The 21,147-nt window shown below is 61.7% G+C and carries 19 protein-coding genes; 3 read left to right on the plus strand and 16 right to left on the minus strand.

Annotation, left to right across the window (positions count from 1 at the left end; translation table 11 throughout):
- The 3 genes from AC1DLB_RS01520 to AC1DLB_RS01530 form a co-directional block, all read right to left on the minus strand.
- On the minus strand, nt 1-312 hold a 312-nt coding region (locus tag AC1DLB_RS01520), incomplete at its 3' end, for a sigma-70 family RNA polymerase sigma factor (protein WP_477784512.1).
- 8 nt (nt 313-320) lie between these two features.
- Entirely contained in the window at nt 321-2,054 is a 1,734-nt protein-coding gene (locus AC1DLB_RS01525; protein WP_477744088.1) for a vWA domain-containing protein, read from the minus strand.
- Nucleotides 2,055-2,141: 87 nt separating this feature from the next.
- Nucleotides 2,142-2,702, minus strand: coding sequence for a YbhB/YbcL family Raf kinase inhibitor-like protein (locus AC1DLB_RS01530; RefSeq protein ID WP_018929375.1), 561 nt, complete (start codon nt 2,700-2,702; stop codon nt 2,142-2,144).
- 140 nt (nt 2,703-2,842) lie between these two features.
- Here AC1DLB_RS01530 and AC1DLB_RS01535 point away from each other — a divergent pair, with 140 nt between their 5' ends.
- Entirely contained in the window at nt 2,843-4,372 is a 1,530-nt protein-coding gene (locus tag AC1DLB_RS01535; RefSeq protein ID WP_477784513.1) for an FAD-dependent oxidoreductase, read from the plus strand.
- Nucleotides 4,373-4,527: 155 nt separating this feature from the next.
- Here the strand turns inward: AC1DLB_RS01535 and pgaD are convergent, their stop codons facing one another.
- From pgaD to AC1DLB_RS01600, 13 genes are all read right to left on the minus strand, one after another.
- On the minus strand, nt 4,528-5,055 hold the full coding sequence (gene pgaD / locus AC1DLB_RS01540) for a poly-beta-1,6-N-acetyl-D-glucosamine biosynthesis protein PgaD (RefSeq protein ID WP_018929377.1): 528 nt from the start codon (nt 5,053-5,055) through the stop codon (nt 4,528-4,530).
- Nucleotides 5,052-6,407: a poly-beta-1,6-N-acetyl-D-glucosamine synthase gene (gene pgaC / locus AC1DLB_RS01545; RefSeq protein WP_018929378.1), complete on the minus strand. Its 1,356-nt coding sequence runs from the start codon at nt 6,405-6,407 to the stop codon at nt 5,052-5,054. Before pgaC ends, pgaD begins: the two co-directional genes overlap by 4 nt.
- A 1-nt stretch (nt 6,408) precedes the next feature.
- Complete coding sequence (gene pgaB, locus AC1DLB_RS01550) at nt 6,409-8,406, minus strand: poly-beta-1,6-N-acetyl-D-glucosamine N-deacetylase PgaB (RefSeq protein ID WP_477784514.1); 1,998 nt, start codon at nt 8,404-8,406, stop codon at nt 6,409-6,411.
- 12 nt (nt 8,407-8,418) lie between these two features.
- Nucleotides 8,419-10,899 carry a poly-beta-1,6 N-acetyl-D-glucosamine export porin PgaA gene (gene pgaA, locus AC1DLB_RS01555; RefSeq protein ID WP_477744086.1) on the minus strand — a complete coding sequence of 827 codons (2,481 nt, stop codon included), beginning with the start codon at nt 10,897-10,899 and terminating at the stop codon, nt 8,419-8,421.
- A 251-nt stretch (nt 10,900-11,150) separates the two neighbouring features.
- Nucleotides 11,151-12,662 (minus strand): YdgA family protein, encoded by a 1,512-nt coding sequence (locus AC1DLB_RS01560; RefSeq protein ID WP_477784515.1) that lies wholly within the window; start codon nt 12,660-12,662, stop codon nt 11,151-11,153.
- Nucleotides 12,663-12,897: 235 nt separating this feature from the next.
- On the minus strand, nt 12,898-13,533 hold the full coding sequence (locus AC1DLB_RS01565; RefSeq protein WP_019651562.1) for a hypothetical protein: 636 nt from the start codon (nt 13,531-13,533) through the stop codon (nt 12,898-12,900).
- An 81-nt stretch (nt 13,534-13,614) separates the two neighbouring features.
- Nucleotides 13,615-15,063, minus strand: coding sequence for an efflux transporter outer membrane subunit (locus AC1DLB_RS01570; RefSeq protein WP_477744084.1), 1,449 nt, complete (start codon nt 15,061-15,063; stop codon nt 13,615-13,617).
- Nucleotides 15,060-15,947, minus strand: a complete 888-nt coding sequence (locus AC1DLB_RS01575; RefSeq protein ID WP_064615762.1) for an efflux RND transporter periplasmic adaptor subunit — start codon at nt 15,945-15,947, stop codon at nt 15,060-15,062. The genes AC1DLB_RS01570 and AC1DLB_RS01575 overlap by 4 nt, the downstream gene beginning before the upstream one ends.
- Nucleotides 15,944-16,153 (minus strand): DUF1656 domain-containing protein, encoded by a 210-nt coding sequence (locus AC1DLB_RS01580; RefSeq protein WP_018929385.1) that lies wholly within the window; start codon nt 16,151-16,153, stop codon nt 15,944-15,946. The genes AC1DLB_RS01575 and AC1DLB_RS01580 overlap by 4 nt, the downstream gene beginning before the upstream one ends.
- Nucleotides 16,150-18,222: an FUSC family protein gene (locus tag AC1DLB_RS01585; protein ID WP_477744083.1), complete on the minus strand. Its 2,073-nt coding sequence runs from the start codon at nt 18,220-18,222 to the stop codon at nt 16,150-16,152. Before AC1DLB_RS01585 ends, AC1DLB_RS01580 begins: the two co-directional genes overlap by 4 nt.
- Complete coding sequence (locus AC1DLB_RS01590) at nt 18,219-18,647, minus strand: MarR family winged helix-turn-helix transcriptional regulator (protein WP_086944192.1); 429 nt, start codon at nt 18,645-18,647, stop codon at nt 18,219-18,221. The genes AC1DLB_RS01585 and AC1DLB_RS01590 overlap by 4 nt, the downstream gene beginning before the upstream one ends.
- A 214-nt stretch (nt 18,648-18,861) precedes the next feature.
- Nucleotides 18,862-19,107: a DUF2789 domain-containing protein gene (locus tag AC1DLB_RS01595; protein WP_018929387.1), complete on the minus strand. Its 246-nt coding sequence runs from the start codon at nt 19,105-19,107 to the stop codon at nt 18,862-18,864.
- Between the two features lie 135 nt (nt 19,108-19,242).
- A complete protein-coding gene (locus tag AC1DLB_RS01600; RefSeq protein ID WP_477784516.1) occupies nt 19,243-19,710 on the minus strand; it encodes an aminoacyl-tRNA deacylase in 468 nt (155 codons plus the stop codon).
- A gap of 214 nt (nt 19,711-19,924) precedes the next feature.
- Here AC1DLB_RS01600 and AC1DLB_RS01605 point away from each other — a divergent pair, with 214 nt between their 5' ends.
- Together AC1DLB_RS01605 and AC1DLB_RS01610 are read left to right on the plus strand one after the other, a co-directional pair.
- Entirely contained in the window at nt 19,925-20,458 is a 534-nt protein-coding gene (locus AC1DLB_RS01605) for an NfeD family protein (protein ID WP_064615752.1), read from the plus strand.
- Nucleotides 20,459-20,460: 2 nt separating this feature from the next.
- The coding region (locus tag AC1DLB_RS01610; RefSeq protein WP_477784517.1) for a slipin family protein at nt 20,461-21,147 on the plus strand (687 nt) is incomplete at its 3' end.

Raw genomic sequence — 21,147 nt, forward strand, 5'->3', positions numbered from 1 at the left:
GTCGTGCAAGGGGTTGTGGACACCATGTTTGCGCCAGTGATCGATCAGTCGGTTGCGGGCAATCTGGTAGAGCCAGGTACGAAAGTTCGCCCGGCCTTGTGGCTGACTGGTGCTGCGGATCAGGCTCAGCCAGGTTTCCTGGTACACCTCTTCGGCCAGTTCGGGTTTGCCGCTGAGGCCGAGAAGGAATCGATACAGGCCCTGGCGGTGGCGGGAGTACAAAACTTCGAACGCCGGCCCGTCGCCAGAGCGGTAGCGCGCCAGCAGCGATTCATCGCTGCTGGCGGTTGAGCTGATTGCAGGATCGGACATCTCAGCTTTCACTCTATCCGGTTGTCGTTGGGCGGCTGATTAGAGGCGGTGGAGGCTCGCAGGCTCTGCGCCAATTCCACCAATTGCACGAACTCTCCGCGCAGGCCGAACTGATCATCACCCCGTGCGCCACGGGCCAGGGTTTCGGTGTCTTTCAAGCTGAAATTACCGGTGTAGCGCCCGTCCTTGAGCTGCTGGGAAAACGCAGCGACGGCGGCGGCAAAGCGCAGGTCATCGCTGGCGGCCGAGAATTTGCCGGTCTCACCCTTCATGATTGGCCGCTCGATCAAGCGACTGTTCCCACCTTCCGGCAACTGATAACGCACCCGCAGCATCGCCAATTCTCCGGTTTTTGCGGAAACTTCTGCCCCGGAATTGCCGTAGCGCAACGGTTCCAGCCAGCCCTTCTCGCCCTTGGGCACAATTTCGTACAGCGCCGTCACCGTGTGCCCTGCGCCGATTTCTCCGGCGTCGACTTTGTCGTTGCTGAAATCCTCACGCTTCAGGGCACGGTTCTCATAGCCCAACAGCCGATATTCGCTGACCTGAGCCGGGTTGAACTCCACCTGCAGCTTCACGTTTTTCGCCACCACCGCGAGGGTCGAGCCGAGTTGATCCACCAGCACTTTGCGCGCCTCGCGCAGGTTGTCGATGTAGGCGTAGTTACCGTCGCCGGCGTCGGCCAGTTGTTCCATCAGGTGTTCATTGTAGTTATCCACACCAAAACCCAGGGTGGTCAGGGACACGCCAGTCTTGCGTTTATCCACAGCCATTTGCTTGAGGCTGTCGAAGTCGCTGATGCCGACGTTGAAGTCACCRTCGGTGGCTAGCAGGATGCGGTTGATGCCTTTGGGGATAAACGCCTGTTGCGCCATTTGGTAAGCCAGTTCGATACCCGACGCGCCGGCCGTCGAACCGCCCGCCGTCAATTGCTCGATGGCGGTACGAATTTTCGCTTTTTCCCGTCCGGAAGTCGGCTCCAGCACCACACGGGATTCTCCGGCGTAGACCACCAGCGAAACCCGGTCCTGCTCGCGCAATTGATCGACCAGCAATTTCAGGGTGCTTTTGACCAGAGGCAGGCCTTCGCGACGGTCCATGGAACCGGACACGTCCACCAGAAATACCAGGTTCGCTGGGGCCAGCGTTGCCACCGCGCGATCGGAGGCCTTGATGCCGATACGCAGCAATCGGGTATGCAGGTTCCAGGGTGACGGCGCCAGTTCGGTGGTCACGCCAAATGGCGAGCCGTCGGTGGGCAAGGCGTAATCGTAGGGGAAGTAATTGACCATCTCTTCCAGCCGCACCGCCCCTTCCGGCGGTAAACGCCCCTGATTGAGCAAGCGCCGGACATTGGCGTACGCGCCGGTATCGACATCGGCGCTGAAGGTCGAGACCGGCGCTTCGGCCACGCTGTGAATCGGGTTATCCGCCAGCGCCTGATATTGCTCGCGCTGTTCATCCCGGTAGCCCTGTGGATAAGTTTCACCCGCGGGCACTGGCGCGAAAGCGACCAACGGGCCAGGTCGTGCGCTGCGCTTGGCCATCGCGGTGTCCGCCATGGCCGCTTCGCGCACCAATGCTTCGGTTTTCGGCGCATTTTGAGCCGGAGGCGCAACCGCTGCCGGGTTGCCCGTCTCAGAGGGTGGTGTGGATGAACCGCCGCAACCGGCAACGGCCAGCAGCAACCCGGCGGCGAAACCCTGGGCGGCCGGGCGGAGGACATGCAGAGGAAGGGACATGGGGGCTGACCTCAGGAGGAAATTGACTCATTCATCCTCTGAGACGGACAGCCCGCCGGGTTCGGGTTAAGCCTAAGTGAAAAATCTTCAGCGGTGATAACGCCGCACCACGCTGCTGTTTTTCAGCACATGGCCTTTGATCTGTTCCAGCAACTGCGCGCGGGTCAGGCCGGCAGGCAAGGCTTCTGGCGCCAGGTCCAGGGCGTAGATCTGGATGATGTAGTGATGGGTGCTGTCACCGATGGGCGGGCACGGGCCGATGTAGGTGGTGGTGCCTTTGATGTTGGTGCCACCCACGCCTTCGAGGGTGGATTTAGTGCCGACACCGGCCGGGATCTGCCGCGTCGTGGCCTTGATGCCGTAACGAATCCAGTGATCGACGCCCAGGCCTTTCTGGCCGTCCGGGTCGTGCATGACGATGGCGTAGCTGAGGGTGCCCTGGGGGCCGGCGCTCCAGCTCAGGGCCGGAGACTGATTCTTGCCACCGCAACCGCTGGCATCGCTGGCCTCCGCCGACGTGAACAGCCGATTGTCTGAAACGCCGGGGATGCTGAGGGTGAAACGCTCCTGGGCCTGCGCCGGTAACTGCACGCAAAGGGCGACTGCAACGGCCGCCAGCCAAGGGTTCAAAGAGGTCAATCGGGTCATACCGGAGCACCTTGTGCGGGGTGGGGCCGTCGTCGGCACGCAAACTATAGCCGGACCGTTCGTGCGGTGGCAGTGGGAATTGGCTGAACCTCGGAATAAGCGCCAAACTCCTAAGTGAAATACCTGCCTGGAGATCGATCATGGCACTGCACCGCGTCGCCCGTTTCGCCGATGTGCCCCTCGACCGTGGCCTTGAAGTCCGGATCGACAAGATGAAAATCGTCTTGCTGCGGGTCGGCGATCAATTGCGCGCCTATCAGGGCAGATGCCCCCACGCCGGGGCTCCCTTGGCCAAAGGTGCGCTGTGTGAGGGCCGGCTGATCTGCCCGTGGCACAAGGCGGCTTATCGGCTCGAAGACGGAGCGCTGTGCGAGCCACCGTCCCTGGACAGTCTGCGGCGCTATCCGCTGGAGTTGCGCGACGATGAGGTCTGGGTCGACGACCAGCCGATGCCCGGCCCCAGCACACCGCCGGAGGATGATAAGCGGACCTTTGCGATCATCGGCGCCGGTGCAGCGGGGACGGCCTGCGCGGCGGCGCTGCGGGAGAAAGGCTTCGGCGGTCGGGTGCTACTGATCGACCGTGAGCCCGAAGCCGGATACGACCGTACGGCATTGAGCAAATTCGTGATTGCCGGGGAAATGCCACCGGACGAAGTTCYGCCGCTGCGCGATGAAGACTTTTATCGGGAACAGCGCATCGAACGGATAAACAGCGATGTGATGGGCCTGGATGCACCGAACCGGACCCTGCGCCTGGCCGATGGTCAATCGTTGAGCTATGACGCCGCGGTGATTGCCACCGGCGGCATACCAAAATCCCTGTCGCTGCCAGGCGCCGATCTGCCGCAGGTGTTCGTGTTGCGCTCGAAGGCGCAGGCGCAGCAGATTCTGACCACCGCAAAACCGGGTCAAAGGGCAGTGATTGTCGGCGGCAGCTTCATTGGTCTGGAATCCGCTTCATCCCTGCGTCAGTACGGCTTGGATGTCACCGTCCTGACCCGCCATGCCATCCCTTTCGAGGCGCAATTCGGCGAGGCCGTCGGCAAGGCGATTCGTGCCCTGCACGAGGCCAATGGTGTGGTGTTTCATACCGATGGCGAAGCGGCGAAGATCGAAGGCACAGGCAAAGTCGAAGCGGTGCTGCTGGACAATGRCCAGCGCTTGCCGGCGGATCTGGTGCTGGTCGGCATTGGCGTCACCCCGGCGACCACCCCGTTTACCGATCTGCCGAAGGAAAAAGATCAGTCATTGAAGGTCGACGGCGGCATGCGCGTGACCGACGGGCTCTGGGCCGTCGGCGATATCGCGACCTTCCCGCTCAATGGCCAGCCCCAACGGATCGAACACTGGCGCCTGGCCCAGCAACAGGCGCGGATTGCAGCGGCGAATATGCTCGGCGGCGACGAACGCTACCTCGACGTGCCGTATTTCTGGACCTGGCACTTCGGCAAAAACTACGACTACCTCGGACACGCCGAGGCCTGGGACGAGGTTGAATTCAAAGGCGACCCAGAGCATCCACCGTTTATTGGCCTGTTCGCCAAAAACGGCGTGGTAGCGGCAGCCGTTGCCTGCGATCAGGAACGGGCCATGGCGATGCTCGCCGAACGGATGAAACAACCGCTGTCGATGGACGAGGCGTGGCGCCTGGTTCGGGACCTGAGCTGACGGCGACTTAGTGGCGAGGGAGCTTGCTCCCGTTCGTCTGCGAAGCAGACGCAAAATCGGTGACCGCGCTCTATCAACGACAGCGCGGTTAATGGCATCGGGAGACCTTCGGCCTCCAGCGGGAGCAAGCTCCCTCGCCACAGATGAACATATACCTAGAGATGGCTTATCGGCTCGCGGTTGTCATCATCTTCGGCCGGCAGGCGGATCACGAGTGGATGTTCCAATGGCGCCAAAGGCGGCGGCAGTTGAGACGGGTCGACCGGGGTAAAGTGCGTAACGACGTGACTGACATCGCCTTCCTGATCGTTGTGAATGGTCATCGAGCCCGGTGCGCGCAGTTTCTCCAGCCGGTCGCCGGTGAGCTTGAAGCTTTTGCTCAGCCCCTGATCGTCCACCACCGGCGCCGGCAAACGGCGCTGGGCGAAGCTCTTGCTTTTGCGCTGTTGATAACGCGCCCAGCCAATCAGGATCACCGCGTTGAACAGCGCCACCCACAGGTAGATCTGCAATGTGCCGAGGGCGTCGAAAAACGACCCATCGATGCGCGGCCCGTCATGGGTATCGATCAACGGCCACAGACCCCGCGCCAGCAAATACAGCAGCCCGATCCAGGCCAGCACGGTGAAGAAAACATCGAGAACGACCAAAAAGGGCCGCTGCCGGGTTCTGATGATTTTCATTTGATGACCTCCTCTTCATCGTCATCCAGCGGCTTGATGCCCCGGTCCGGACTGACCCACCGCGCGCGCTTCTGATGTTGGCCAAACAGCACTTTGGGGAAGCTGACCAGGGTGGTGAGCAGGCTGATGAACCAGAACACCAGCGGGTACCAGACCACCCAGAACATGGTCCTGCCGAGCCCTTTTTCGTAACGGCGATCGATCATGATGCTGACCGCGAATTGCACCAGGCAAACCACCGCCAATAGCAGCCCGGTAAAGGCCGGCGGCATCAGGTGATGGACGGCAATGGCGGGCGGCATTTCGACGAAGTTGCCGACACCCCAGAAAATCACCGACAACAGGAAGGTGAAGGCCCAACCGGTGGACAGGCAGTATTCGAACAGCAGCGGCCACAGGTAACGATGGCGGTATTGCCAGATGCCCCGGATGTTCTTGAACAACACCTCGGCGCCGCCCTGGGCCCAGCGCAAGCGCTGCTTCCACAGGCCGCCGAGGGTTTCCGGCATGAGGATCCAGCACAACGCGCGGGGCTCGTAGAAAATGCTCCAGTGATCCAGTTGCAGCTTCCAACTGATGTCGATGTCTTCGGTGATCATGTCCGGGCTCCAGTAGCCGACCCGGTTCAGGGCCGTACGACGGAAGGCGACGATCACCCCAGAGACGGTAAAGATCCGCCCGAACACCCGCTGGGTACGCTTGATCAGGCCGATGATCGAGGAGAACTCGCCGACCTGTACCCGGCCGATCAGGGTCGAACGGGTGCGGATTCGCGGGTTGCCGGTCACGGCGCCCAGTCGCGCGTTGTCGAGCATCGGCGCCACCAGATAGGCCGCGGTGTTCGGCGCCAGCAGCGCGTCACCGTCGATGCACACCAGGTACTCGCTGCGCGCCGCGATGGCGCCCATGCGCAGGGCAACGGCCTTGCCCTGGTTCTCCGCCAGGTGCAGCACCCGCAAACGCGGATCCTGCGCCGCCAGTGCGTCGAGCACCGCGGCGGTGTTGTCCTTGGAGCCGTCGTTGATCGCGATCACTTCGATGTTCGGGTAATGCTGGGCCAGCGCCGCGTGGATGGTATCGGCGGCGTTGTCGCCTTCGTTGTAGCAAGGGATCAGGATCGAGATCAGCGGTTCGCCGGCCAATGGTGGCGGCAAGGTGTCGTCCTGCCACGGCCAGTGCCGCTCCCAGTGCAGCCAGAAATACAGGCCGCCGGCGATCCACAGCCCCGACATGAACAGTGGGTAGAAGAACACGAAGTCCATCAGGAATTGCCCGGTGACCAGAAAGATCAACCCGAGGGGAACCCCCAGGACGATCGCCAGAACCAATAGGGCCAGAAGTCTGTCCAGCATGTTATGGATTCCACTTGTTGGAGAGCGCCGGCCGCACGGCTTTCAGGTCCGGCTGGTTCTCGAGGAAGTTGTCTGGGTAGTAGCCGAAACTGGTGGCGCCCTGACGCTTGAGGCGGCCCATCCAGTCAGCCAGCTGCCCGCCGTCGATGTCGGCGTGTTTATTTTTCGTCCAGTCGCGGGCCTGCAATTCGAACACCGTGCGGTCGAGGGCGCCGGGGCGCGATTTGACCGTCGCCACCAGTGCTTCAAGCCAGGGGCCGGATTGCTGATGGCTCTGTTTTTCCATCAGTGGCATGGCCATCGGTGCCGTCCAGTCGTAGGCGCCCAGGAAGTCGTCGAGATTCTGCGCAAACCAGGCTTCGCTCTCGGGGTTGAGCATCGGCTCGGCGAAAATATTGCGCGCCGTTTTCACTTGCGGGCCGCGAATGGCGCGAACCTTGGCGGTCAGCTCATKGGTGAAATCGATCAGGTAGCGGCTCTTGAACCGCGTCCAGCGTTGCAGGGTGGCCGGATCCTCGCGCAGGGCGGCAATCGAACCGGGCAGACCGTTGGCGGCATAGATTTTCAGGGCTTCGGGGCCGGCGTCTTCGAAGTCCGACAGCACCGCGTCATCGTGATAGAGGATGCCGTCGACCGAGGTCAGGCGGGCCACGTCTTCGTAGATTTCACCGATGATGCGCCGCACGTTCGGATCGAACGGTGACAAGCGCTTGTACTGGTCCGGATCGATCGACGTAGTGCCGGTTTTCGGGTCCCAGCGAGTGACTCGCGGCAGCTTCGAATCCAGGGCAAAACTCAGCACCGGCATCCACGCGAAAACTTTGACGTGAGCCCGGGTGCGCAGCTGCCAGGCCACACGGTCAAAGATATCGGCACGCATCGGCAGGTGGCGGTTGGGGAAGTACAGCGAATGCACCAGGCCATCGCCCGCAGGGTCGGCGAAGGCTTGCAGGAACACCGTGTTGGCGCCCATGTCGGCCATGCGCTGGATCAGTTTGCCGAGGTTGATTTCCTGTTGGGCCGGGTCCGGGTCGTAGACGTTGTCCAGGTCCACATGCACCACGCGCATCGGCGATTCGGCCTGCACCGCGACGACGCTGTTGGCGAAGTGTTCGCCATCCGGGTCCGAGGCCACCAGAAAGCGCGGGCTGCTCATCAGGTTGTCGAGGGCATCGAGGCCGTCGTCCAGTGTCAGAGCCATCTTATAACCCTGGTCGTTGATCACTTGCAGCGAGGTGCCATCCGCCACGCCGTACGGCCAGACCCAGACTCGCGGTTTGTAACCAGTGACCTTGCGGATCTTCTCCGAGATGGCCGCTACGTCGGCGCGCATCCGGGCCTGGAATTGGGCTTCGGTTTCATAGCGACCGGTGGCGGCGTCATAGCGCCGGGTCGCGGCCGCCGGCTGCAGGTTGCCTTGCGGGTTGGCCAACACGCCTTTGTGGCTGGCGTCGGTGTGGGCGGCGATTTCCACCAGGCCGGACCGGGAAATCTCGCGGATCTGCTCCCAGGTCAGGAAATCCGAACGCTTGCGCGGTGTGCCGGCGAAGTCGACTGGCTGGTTCGGCGGCGTGTCGATCCACACCCCGACCGGCGCCAGCAAGGCGTGCCAGTTATAGGCACGCAGCACCGGCAACACGCGGGTGTAGAAACTCGAATAACCGTCGTCGAAACTCAGCAGGATYGCCCGTGGCGGCAATTCAGGGCCGCCATTGCGAGCGGCGATGATCTGGTCAACGGTGACCGGTTGGTAGTTGTTCTCCCGCAACCATGCCAGTTGCTCGATCATGCGCTCGGTGCGCACGGCCACCACCGCCTGATCGGGGTCGCGGTCTTCGACATCGTGGTAAGCGATCCCCAATACATGGTTTTTCGGCCACGGCTTTTCATTGGCCGACACTGTACGTTCGGACGGCGGTACGAAGGTCGGAGCTTGCTGGGCACAGGCGCTGATCAACAGCACTCCCAGCAGGAGGATGAAACGCGAAATAAAAGGCATCTTCAAACTCTTCTAGAAGCGGTAAGTAAGGTCGACGAGCAGGCGCAGATCGGTTTCCCGGTCACCGTCAAATGGCCGGTTGATCACGCTCAGCAGGCCGCCCACCTCGAACACGTCGTTCCAGCTGTAGCGCTGGCCGTAGCCCAGCAGGGCGATACCGCCGGTGCCGTGATCGCGCTGGCTGTAAGTGCCCGCACCGGCCTGGAACTGCTGGCTCCAGGAGGTTTCGTAGCGGTGGTAGAGCACGTGATTGACGTTCACCGTCGGCAGCACGCTTAAGTCGGATTTGGGGTTGAAGTACGGCACGTCGTCGGACTTGGAGTTATGGCTGCTGCCGACTTCCAGACCGAGGTCGACTTGCAGCCCCGGCGCGCGATAAATGCCCTCGCGACCAGTGAGCACAGCTTCGATACGGTTGTTGCCGTCGCTGAAGTGCGAGGGGCTGACGGCCAGTCTCCACTCACGGCTTTCATTGGCGCGCCAGCGGATAAAGCCGCTGCCGCCGTTGGCCGTGATGTCGCTGTTCAACGCTCGCAACGGCGTTTGTGCCGACAGGTATTCGAGGCTGCCGCCGTACTGCCAGTGATCGTCGATATCTCGGGCAATCGCCAGGCGCGCGCCCTGTTTATCGCCAAAGCCGTAGGAATGGTTGGAAACTTCCGCTTCCAGGGACATGTCACGGGTCCGGCGTTCGAGCCCGACACGCTGGAAGCGATGGTGGCCGGTGCCTTCCTGGAAATCGCCAGTGGCGTAGCCGGCACCGACGAACAGGCGCCAGTCTTCATCGATGGGCGGGCTGTACAGCGTGGTTTCGATGCCGAAATCGCGGCTGCCGTTGACCGCCCCGACATCGCCGTTGCCGCCGCCATAACTCTTGCCGCCGTAGGCCTGCACTCGCAGCTCGGCCATATCATGGACCGCACGCTGACGCTGCAAACGCTGCACCTGACGGTTGTCCGGAAAACGCGCGACCACATCGTCGGTCAGCGCATCCATCTGCCGCCATTCCTGCAGGTCCATGGCAGTGTGGCCCTGAGCGACTTCCAGCCCGATATCCCGCGGGGCCATGCTCTCGGTTTCCTTGAGCTGATTCTCGGCGCGTCGTGGCCAGTCCCGGGCCAGGTACAGATCGGCCTGAGCCAGGCGCAGGCCGATGTTGCCCGGCGCCTGATCCACCAACGCCTGTAAACGCTGCTCGCCCGATGGCAGGTCGGCGCCGTAGGTGCCGGCCTGGGCGGCGAGTTGCTGCGCGTCCATCCATTCATCGTTGGGGTTGCCCACCGGCAAGCCCTTGAGCTCGACCCGTGGCTTTTGGGTCTTGGCCAGGTCCTCGGCGACCTTGCGCGCATCATCGGCCTTGTCGCTTTCGAGCAGGGAGTAATAGAGCGCGGTGCTGTCTTCCAGGCGATCGCCGACATCGGCATCCGGCGCCACCAGCACCTGGCGATACAAATCGGTGGCGATTTCCGGCTGACGCTGATCCAGATAGGACGACGCCACCCAACGCAGGGCATAGGTCGGAATCTTCACGCCTTCGGCGAGCAGCTTCTGGTATTCGGTGATCACATCGGCGGTGCGTGCACGGGCCTTGAGGGCGCCCATGCGGTCGATTCGCCAGCGGATGACGTCATCGTGGGCCGCAGGGTCCGGCGTCCAGGTCGCCAGCAACTGGTCGTAATCGGCCAGGGCCCGATCGGCGATCACATAACGTTCTTTTTCGCTGCGGGTGGCGAGTTCGGCCAGGCGCACGCGTTCGGCGGCCAGGTCACCTTCGAGACGGCGTTGCGTGACCGGATCAATCAACCCCGGCCGCTGACGCGCCAGGCGCAAGGCCGGCTCCGGCAAACGAGCGCGTTGCAGGGCAATCACGTATTCCCGAGCGACTTCGGGTTTGCTGCCGGCGCGGGTGAAGGCCTGGTCGTATTCAAACAGCGCATCGTAAGTGGCACCGGCGCGGGTCAAGGCGTAGGCCAAAGCCAGACGGCGGCCAGGATCATCCGGTTTCGCCGCCACCAGAGCCCTGGCGCGGGCAACCGCCTCGTCAGGTTTACCGGCGTCGGCCTGGGTCATCGCCAGGCCCAGCTGCAGGTCGGCATTTTGCGGTTCAAGAGCCAGGGCCTTGTTGTACACCTGGGTCGCCGAGTCCCAACGCTTGAGGTTGCGATAGGCCCGCGCGGTGGCAGTCAGGGCCTGGACCGGCAACGCTCGATCACGTCCCTGGGTTTCATAGACCTGTACCACTTCGGCATCCAGACCGGCCCAACTGGCGATCTGCAAGTGATCGCTGATCTGGCCAGTGGAGGCCTGGCTTACCGGCACCTGGCGCAACACCGTCAGCGCAGGCGTGTAATTGCCGGCCCGCGCATCGCGAACCATTTGATCGTAAGGGGTATCGGCGAGCGCCAGCACCGGCCACAACAATTGGCCGCACAGCGCAACGCGAAACAAGGGGCGCAGCCCACGGTGAATAAAGGGACCAGCAATACGCGGCATTCGTCAGCATCCTTACATGGCCAGCCGGGTCGCAATGCCCCTTGCCCACTTGTGACGGAAAGCCGGATCGAAAGACCCGGCCAAGCTTTATCGAAACAGTCTTGCATGCAAGCGTAGTCAATAATTCAAGACACAATATTTCTTCAGATTCGTGACGGACCTCACCCTCATCCCGTTTCGGAACTCCAGACAGCAAAACGCCCGGCGTCTGCGTGTTGCAGAGGCCGGGCGTTGCGCTGAAGCCTGCGGTTTTACTGGATGGTGACGTCGCCAGTGCCGCCGAGCTTACTCATCACAAAACCGACAAACTCTTCGAGGGTCATTTTCTGGCCGTTGAAGTCCACCTGATTGTTGGCGTAATGCAACTTGGTGACGACGTTGTTACCGTCCAGTTTTGCCAGTTGCGTACCGACCGCCATGCTGCTGAACATGTCGGCGGTTGCGCTCGCCTGATCGGCGATGAGCTTGGCATCGGTCTGACCGTCGATTTGCGACTGCACGGTGAGCAAATCAATGAGCATTGGCTTGGACACCAGTACGTTGAGTTCCAGCAACGCGATCAACTGCTTAACCAATTGGTCCGGCGGCAGGTCCATGGATTGCGGTTTGGTCAGGTCCAGCACCAGGTTGGCGCGGCTTTCGCCGTTGCTGGTGTTGAACGACAGGTTTTCCAGGGCCACCTGGGGACCTGCGGCCAGCAGTTTCTCCAGACCGGTCTTGACCTGTGCCTCTTCGGCCGGGGTCAGGTTCAGCGGCGGCGCCGGCAGGCCGGCGGCAGTGGCTTCGGCGGCGGCCCGCTCGTACGGTTGCAGTTTGGTCTGATAGATCTGCATCAGCGACATCGTCGACGGGATGTCGAGGTTTTTCAGGCTCATGGCCATCTGCGCAGAGCCGATAACCTTGCCGTTCAAGGACACTTCACCGACCTTGTAATCGGCACGCCCCGAAGCGTTGGTGCCTGATTCCCCAGTCTGGTTCTTCATTTCAAAGTTCTTGAAACCGAGTACCGATTGCTTGGGGCCAAAGGTGGTTTTGCTGTTTGTCAGCTCGAGGGTGTTGTCACCGACGTAATAGCCGTAGGTGCTTTTGTTCAGGTTGCTGGCCAGGGTCAAGCCGTTGAGCTCGACCTGCACCGGCGTCTGGTCTTCAGCCACAGTGGTCAGCTTCAGGCTGTCCATGTAACCGTCGGCCTTGACCTTTTGCGCCTGGGCGCTGGCGGCCACGTCGAGTTTCAACCCGGAGAACGTCAGGTTGGACTTGTCATCCAGTGCCGCTTCCAGCGGCAGGAATTCGAGCGAGCCCTTGGTGGAGTTGTCGTAGCCGATGTTGACCACACCCTTGACCGGGGATTTGTCCTTGGCGGCGGCGAACCACTTTTCGGTCAGCGGGGTTTTTTCCAGCTCATAGTGACTGGTGGCCAGGACTGGCAACCACTTGAACGATACCAGGCGCGAGAACGGCAGCGGGCCGTGTTCGATGCGGTCGACGAACAGCATCTCCACCGGCGCTTCACCAAACATCTCGCCCTCGCCCTTGAGGCGGTAGTGCRCGGTGCTGCTGAACACATGACGCTCCAGCGACACCAGCTCCAGCGACGCCGTGCCGTTGGAACCTGCCAGCGCGGCATGCAGTTCTTTGTTGGCGTCGGCGATCGAGCTGTTCAGCACCCCATCAAGTTTGCTACCGGTGTACCAGGCGCCGCCCGCGCTGATTGYACCGATGGCCACGACAATTCCTAGAAGCACGCCTGCTGATTTATTCATGAAGTACCCGATCAATGTCCATTGTTGAAAGTGTGGTCGTCTTCCCTGAACCCATAACGGGTCGCGGTCACGACTGCGCTGAAAGTGGCGAGGAGATTAGCATTTGCGCCGTGGGACGGCCCAATGATTAAAGGTGAAAGAGTGTCCATGGGCTGCGGCGGCCTGTGGACAACTGGCAGGGGAGAGTTTCGGCGATCGTTCAATCGCCTTCGCGAGCAGCCCTGCCAATACAACCTTACGAATACTGAACCTCGATCTCATCAAGCTGATGATCAAAACTTTTTAGCCGCGCGGTCCACGTATACACCAGCACTTCAAAATCCCGATTGATCACCGCCCCGCCAGTCACTTCCGCGCGTGGGTCACAGAAATCCAGTTGATAGCGTTCGCGGGCCATGGCGTTGGCGACATCGGACAGTTCTCGGGCATTGTTGAGCCAGTGCCAGCCCTCGTCGGCCACTTGCTTGTCCAGCGCCTGGCATTGCTTCTTCAAGGTTTCGAGGCTTTTTTCCAGTGGCGTGCCGGTCAGTTCGCCCATGACTTCCTGAAACGTGCGCCCCGGTTGCCAGTAACTGCCCCAGAAATATCGGTCGAACACCGTTTCTACCCGACGCAAAGCCACCTTGGTGTCCCAGATCAGTACCAGGGTTTTGCCTTGTTCGAGTTGTCGTTTCTTGATGCGCTGGTTCTGGAGCGAAGCCCAGGCGACCACCACGATGGCCATCACGGCGATCAGTGCCGCCGCGCTGTCGAGGAAGATCAGCGCCTTGTCGATCTGGTGGGCCAGCATGACGCCATAGAAATAGGTGGCCGACAGCAAAACCAATGCCGCAATGGCGCACCAGAAGCCGGGAGCGTAAGGGTTTTTCATTATTAGATCCCCATGACCAACGCAAGCCTTGATCGACGGGTTCGCCGCGCGACCCCATCAAATCAAAGCATAGCAACGGCCTCAGGGTTTGCCGGGTTGTGAGCCTTGCGTTCGTCCGCTTTCCCAGCCGCCGCCCAAGGCGAGGAACAAATCGATCTGGCTCATGGCGACCTGGGTGTTGGCCGAGGCCAGTTGCGCCCGTGCATCGGTGTAGGTGCGGGTGGCTTGCAAGTCCGCCAGGAACGACGCGCGACCGGCCTGGAAGAAGCGGTGGGTCTGGTCTGCCGCCAATTGCGCCGACTGTTCGGCGTCCGCCAACGCATCGCGACGCTGAAGTTGCGCGGAATATTGCGCCAGGCCGGTCTGAGTCTCGCGGATGGCGTTGAGCACCACGCCATCGAAATGCGCCAGCGCGCCTTGAGTTGCGAACTCGGCCTCACGGATTCGCGCGCGGGAGCCGTTGGACGGTACGGTCCAGGTCAGCAACGGACCGAAGCCCCAGCGATTGGTCGACGGTTTGCCAAGGTTTTCCAGGGTGCCGACCGTGCCCACGGTCGCGCCGATGCTGATGTCCGGGTACAACTCGCCGGTGGCAATGCCGATGCCGGCGGTGGCCGCCGCCAACTTGCGCTCGGCCTGGCGCACGTCTGGCCGGCGTTTGAGCAGCGCGGCGCCGTCACCCACCGGCAATAATTGGGTAACTTTCGGCAGCTCGGCGCAGTCGCTGGTGCCCGCCGGCAGTTGCTCGACCGGTTTGGCCAGCAGCATCGACAAGCGGAACAACCCGGCCTGACGTGCGGCTTCATAACGCGGCAATTCGGCGCGCAAGGATTTGAATTGGGTTTGCGAACGGGTGACCTGGGTTTCATCGCCGCGCCCGGCATCGCGCAAGCGCTGGGTCAGGGAGGTGCTCTGGGCTTGCAGGTCGAGGGAATGCTGCGCGATCTCCCGCTCTTCGTTGGCCGCGCAGACCTGGGTGTAAGCCCGCACCACATCGGCCACCAGGGTGATGCGCGCGATGTCCGCTGCCGCCTGGGTCGCATCGGCATTGGCCTTGGCCGCTTCGATGCCGCGCTGCAAGGTGCCGAACAAGTCGAACTGATACGAGGTCGTGATGCCGATATCGCCGACGTTGGCCACGGGCACTTTTTCCGGTATCAAGAATGCTTCGCCGGACTCCTGCAAACGCTGGGCGCCGACCTTCACGCCGCCGCTCCAACCGCCCGCCGCCTGCGCTTCGTCGACCTGAGCGCGAGCCCGCGAAAGATTCGCCGCCGCGACCCGCAAATCGGTGTTGGAGGCCATGGCCTGCTGCACCAATTGGTCCAGACGCGGATCCTGATACAACCGCCACCAATCGGCGGGCACCGGTGCCGAGACGACATGTTTGCCGTTCACCGCCAGGTCGCCCTGAAAGTCTTCACGGTGCACGGCGGCCTCGTCCGGCAAGTGATAATCCGGCCCCACTACCTGACAGGCCGACAGCAACAAGCCCAATCCGGCAACCGCCAAACCCGAGGCCCTGCTCATTTCGCCGGCCCTCCGATTTGATCGTCGATGATCGACACGGTGGCCGTACGCCCGGCAATCATGCGGAAATCTTCCGGCACCTCATCGAAAGCGATTCGCACCGGAATCCGCTGGGCCAGCCGCACCCAACTGAACGCCGGGTTGACGTTGGGCAACAGGTTGCTGCCGCTGCTGCGGTCACGGTCTTCGATGCCGGCGACGATGCTTTCGACATGCCCGCGCAGGCGCGCACGGTCGCCGATCACTCGAATGTCGACGCTCTGGCCGACATGAATGCCGTCCAGTTTGGTTTCTTCGAAATAGCCGTCGATGTGGAAGGAATTGCTGTCGACCACCGACAACACCGGGCGCCCGGCGCTGACGAACTCCTGAGAGCGCGGCGCCCGGTCGTTGACGTAGCCATCCACCGGGCTGCGGATCACCGAGCGGTCGAGGTTGAGCTGGGCGCTGTCCACCGTCACTTGCGCTTCCATCAACGCCACTTCGGCGCGCGCCACCCGGGATTGGCTTTCTTCCAGTTGCTCGGCCGGGACCAGATTGCCCAAGCCACGGTTACGCTTGGCCTCGCGCTGGGCCTGGGCCAAGGTTTCCTGACGATCGGCGACCGCCGCTTTGGCTTGGCGCAGGGCCAGTTTGAAGCGGTCCTGATCGATGCTGAACAGCACCTGGCCGCGTTTCACCCACTGGTTGTCGCGCACCTCCACTTGCTGGATCAGCCCCGATACATCCGGGGCAATCTGCACGATATCGGCACGGATGTGCCCGTCCCGGGTCCAGGGCGCGAACATGTAATACATGACCATGCGCCAGACCACGACAATCGCGAAGGTCACGATCAACAACGTCAGGACCACACGGCCGAGGGTCAATAAAGGTTTTTTCATGTCATCAGGTATCGACTGAGTGAGTCCACGGCGCCGAGCAGCACAGCGTAGAGAGCCACGTTGAACAATGCCCGGTGCCAGACCAGACGGTAAAAGTGCAGGCGCGTCAGCACCCCGTGCACCAACAGGAACAACACATAGGTAATGCCCATCAGCACCAGCAGCGTGGGCAGGAACACCCCGCTGATATCCAGATCACCGATCATAAAGGCGCTCCATCGATGCCATGGGGAAGCGGTTCTTCGAGTTCGCCCGTGCCGACAAACTCGACGCCCGGCAACAGCGCCAGACGCAGGCCGCTCAAGGCGTGCAGCAAATGCAGACGGGTTTCGTCATCACCTTGGCCGCCGAGGGCGCGGCGGGTGCGATCGAGGGTCATCAGCAACGGACTCGGCGCCGGCAGACGTTCGCCAGCCTCGAGGCAGGCCTTGAAGTACTCGCCGACTTCAGCCACCACCTGGCGCAGCAGCGCTTGCGGCGCACCCGGCACTCGCGGCGAATAGGCGAGCAGGTCCAGCAGATTCAGGGCCACGCGCACTTCGCGCAGGGCGATGCCGGTGTCCTGGCCGGTCATGGCCAGTCGCGGCAAATGCTGCATCAGGCGATCGAGCATCTGCACGCCCATGTGCCGGTGTTCGGCCAGCGTGGCCGGCTCGGTCAAGCCGACGATGTCGCGCCAGCTGAAACGGGTCARGCGCTTGGCCGCCAGTTCCGCACCGAATGGCCGGGCGATCAGGGTCCAGATGAACGCGAACAGCAAACCCATGGGCCCGGCCAGGTTGGAGTTGGTGAAACTGAGAAAATCCGCGTCGTAGGCGCCCTGAATGCTGATGAACGACGAGGTGTTGACGATGGTCAGCAACATCCCCAGATAAAAACGCGGCTGCACTGTCAGGGTGCCGACGCAAATGAACGGGATGGCGAACGCCAGCACCAGCATCGGGAAGTCATGCAGGTTCGGCAGGATCAGAAACAGATAAAGGCCGGCGAACAGCACCGACATCGCGGTCCAGAAAAAGAACCGGTAGATCTGCGGCGCCGGGTCGTCCATCGACGCAAAGAAACTGCACGCCACCGCCGCCAGGATCACCGCGCTGCCGCCGTCGGTCCAGCCGAGCAGAATCCACAGCACCGAGGCGACGATGATCGCGGTGACCGTAGAAGCCGCCGAATAGAGCATCAAGCCACGGTCGAGAAACGGTGACAGTCGCCCCAGGCGCCAGTGCCGATACACCGCGCGCCAGTTGTCCTGACTCTCGCACTGAATGGCGTATTGCAGGCTGCGACAGTCTTGCCACAGGTCGATCCACTCGCCGAGGCGATACAGCGCGTTGGAAAACAGCAATTGCTTGCGATCGTCCAGCGCCTCGGCACTTGGCTGCAGCGCTTCGAGCCGGTTTTTCAGGGCCTGCCAGCGGTCGAGATCAGCGTCTTTGTGGTCAAGCCATTCGGTGGTTGCGGTCAGCAGTGGCGCGAACTTATCCACAAGCTCCGGCGTGCGCCGCTCAAGGGCATAGAGCGCATCGTCGAGGGCGTCGATCACCGGCAACAGGTGGATCATTCGCCCGCGCAGCTCCTTGGTGTTGCGCACCGTTTGCGCTCGCGCGCCCTCGTGCGGCAGCTGACCGATCATCAATTCCAGGCTGTTGAAGTTCGCCACCATCGATGAACGCAAGGCGCTGACTTCCTCCGGCTGCACATTGCGGCGAAGGAAACGCAGGCTGTAGGTCGAGGCATCGGCAAACCATTTGTTCACCGAGTCGTTGAACACCGGCGCCAGCCGCCGTGGCCAGAACATGGCGCCGACGACCGCCGCGCAGGCGATGCCGAGAAAGATCTCTTCGGTCCGCGCCTCGGCCACGTCCCACACCGCCAAAGGGTTAGCCACCACCGGCAAGGCGATCAGCGGCAAGGTGTAACCGGCGAGCATCAAGGCGTAGTTGTTGGCGGTGCGCAGGTGCAAGGACAGGAACAGCAAAATCCCGGTCCACAGCGCGATGACCACCACCAGCACATAAGGGCTCTGAACGAACATCGGCACAAAAAACACCGCCGCCGCCGCACCGAGCAAGGTACCCGCCGCGCGATACAACGCCTTGGAGCTGGTAGGGCCGAGGAACGGGCTGGAAACGATGTACACCGTGGCCATCGCCCAATACGGACGAGGCATTTGCATGAGCATGGCGATGTACAGCGCAATCATCGAGGCCGCGAACGTGCGCACACCGTAGAACCAGTCCCGCGCCGGGGGCACGCCGGTGAAAAAACCGCTCAAGGCTGAACCACCGGCAGATGATTGGCCGCTTCGAAGGCTTTGAGTACCCGCAGTGCCGCTTCCAGATCACTCTGGTCGATGCCTTCGAGCACGTCCTGGCGCAATCGCACCAACTCGGCTTCGACCGCCTGCACCAACTCGCGACCGGTCGCGGTCAGGCTCAGGCATTTGGCGCGTCGGTCATGAATGTCTTCGGTACGGCAGACGTAACCGGCATGACACAACTGATCCAGCAGCCGCACCAGAGACGGGCTCTCCATCCCCGCCGCCTGCGCGACCGTCACCTGCCGCACACCCTCGCCCAAGCGCCCGATCATCAATAGCGGGGCGGCGCAGGCTTCGGAGATCCCATAGTTGACCAGCGTGGTCTGGCAGATCTTCCGCCAATGCCTGGCGGCCACCACCATGGAGCTGCTGATGTTCATCTGGAGAGCGGCGAGGTTCTTTGGCACGAGGGAATGCACACACTGTTAGTTTGCTAACTATCAATATGGCATTCGAGGGGAAAGTTGGTCAAGTTTTGAAACAAATTGGCGAGCAACGGCCAGACGCGGAAAAAGCTAACAAACTCAGTTTCTGCCCAGTTTTTTTTACCACTCACCAGTTTTTTTACATTTCGCCATTTCTCTCCAGATTTTTTTACACCCCCCGCCCCTTCCTCAGCATTACATCCAGCTGATCCACCACCTCCGCCCAATCCGCGTCATCCAGAATTTCCTCACGCAGCAACTCTGCCTGGCTCTCGCTCCAGAAGAACGCGTCCGCCAGGTGCAATTCGGGTTTGAGCGGCGAGTGGGTAGCGATGAATTTATCAATGCTTTCGGGGTCGTCAGGCAGGCCGAGTTGTTTGAACAGGGCCGGGAGGCTGTGGGTGGGGGATTCCATGTGGCGCTCCTTTGTGATCGCGTATTGGATGGGTGACTGTGGCGCGGCCATTCGCGGGCAAGCCTCGCTCCTACAGGGACGCGCGGTCGAATGTAGGAGCGAGGCTTGCCCGCGACGAYGGCAGTTATGTCGACACTAGGCCGACTGACTCAACTCGCAGACCTCGGCATGCGGCACCATTTTCAGATATTCAGGCACGCTCATGTGTACCAGGTTGTTGTGGTTGCCGGCTTCGAGGTAGATGTCTTTCTGCCGGGTCAGCATCGGGTCAATGACCATGTCCAGGCCATAGGATTYGCCCAATGCAGGCACGGCGCCGCGTTCGCAATCGTCGAACAGGTGCGGCAGGTTGCTTTCCCGGGTGACTTGCCATTCGCTGCTGCCACGGACTTTGCTCAGGTCCAGGTGACGGCTGGCGGGCAGCACGGCCATCAAGTAATGCCCGTGGCGATCGTCGAGGATCACCGATTTGGCCACCCGTTCAGCAGGAATGCCTGCGAGCCGCGCCGTTTCAAGGCTGCTGGCCGAGTGCGGATGGGAAACGATGTCATATTCGCAGTGCGCCTTGTCCAGGCTGGTCTGCACGGTTTTTGCCATACGCATGATGCACCTCGGTGTCCGCAACAACGAATGGCGGACGATGGTTAGAATTTTTTCTCTCCATTAAAAGTCTAGGCCCGCGGGTGGAATCCGGCGGGAAATCCGCCCGTCGGAGGCGGTCAACAACTGGTCAAAATTCATACAGCCACAGGCTCAACTAGACTTGTACACAGAGCCACGAACGGCTCGCGGACGGATGACTCTCCCGGAGGGTCAAGTGAACATTCGTTGCTGTGTAATTGCGCTGCTGTTGGCCCTGAGCGGACCGGTTTTCGCAGCGGACACCGTTGTAGTGCTGGTTCCCGACCCGATCGGGATCTGGCTGATCACCTTTGGCATCGCGTTTATGATCGCCGAGGCGGCATTGCCCAATTTCGGCGTGGTCGGTTTTGGCGGCATTGTGATGTTCGTGATCGGCGCACTGATTCTGACCGATGCCGAAGTGCCTGTTCCCTTGATCATCGGCCTGGGGCTGATCAGCGCACTACTGCTGATTTTCCTGCTGATCCGCGCCTTGAAAACCCGACCGCGCCGCAACTTCAGCGGCGACGCCGAATTACTGGGCAGCGTGACGCCGATAACGTCGTTGCAGGCTGGCAATGCTTATGTCGGCTGGGTGCACCTGCAAGGCGAACAATGGCAAGTCATGAGTGCCACACCGCTGAAACCGGGACAACAGGTCCGGGTGGTGGCACGCAAGGGTCTACTGCTGCAAGTGGCCGCGACTGACGCGGCACCGGGTGGAGAATAGTCATGGGTCTGCAATTGGGTTTTGCCGCGCTGCTGTTATTGCTGATTGCACTGGCGGGGTCGACTTTCCGCATTCTGCGCGAATACGAACGCGGCGTGGTGTTCCAGCTCGGACGCTTCTGGCAGGTCAAGGGCCCGGGTCTGATCCTGCTGATTCCGGCGGTTCAACAAATGGTTCGTGTCGACCTGCGGACCGTGGTGCTCGACATACCGCCACAAGACGTGATCACCCGCGACAACGTCTCGGTCAAGGTCAATGCAGTGCTGTATTTCCGCGTGCTCGATCCGCAACGGGCGATCATCCAGGTCGAGGACTTTCTCATGGCCACCAGCCAACTGGCTCAGACCACGTTGCGGGCGGTGCTCGGTAAACATGAACTCGATGAATTGCTGGCCGAACGGGAACGGCTGAACGTCGACGTCCAGCAAGTGCTCGATGCCCAGACCGATGCCTGGGGCATCAAGGTGGCCACCGTCGAGATCAAGCACGTGGACCTCAACGAATCGATGATTCGCGCCATCGCCAAACAGGCCGAAGCCGAACGGGAACGCCGGGCCAAGGTGATCCACGCCGAAGGCGAATTGCAGGCCTCGGAAAAACTCATGCAGGCTGCCGAAATGCTCGGGCGTCAGCCGGGGGCCATGCAGTTGCGCTACATGCAGACGCTGAGTTCGATTGCCGGTGACAAG

This window comes from Pseudomonas sp. 05N434, from assembly GCF_056396965.1.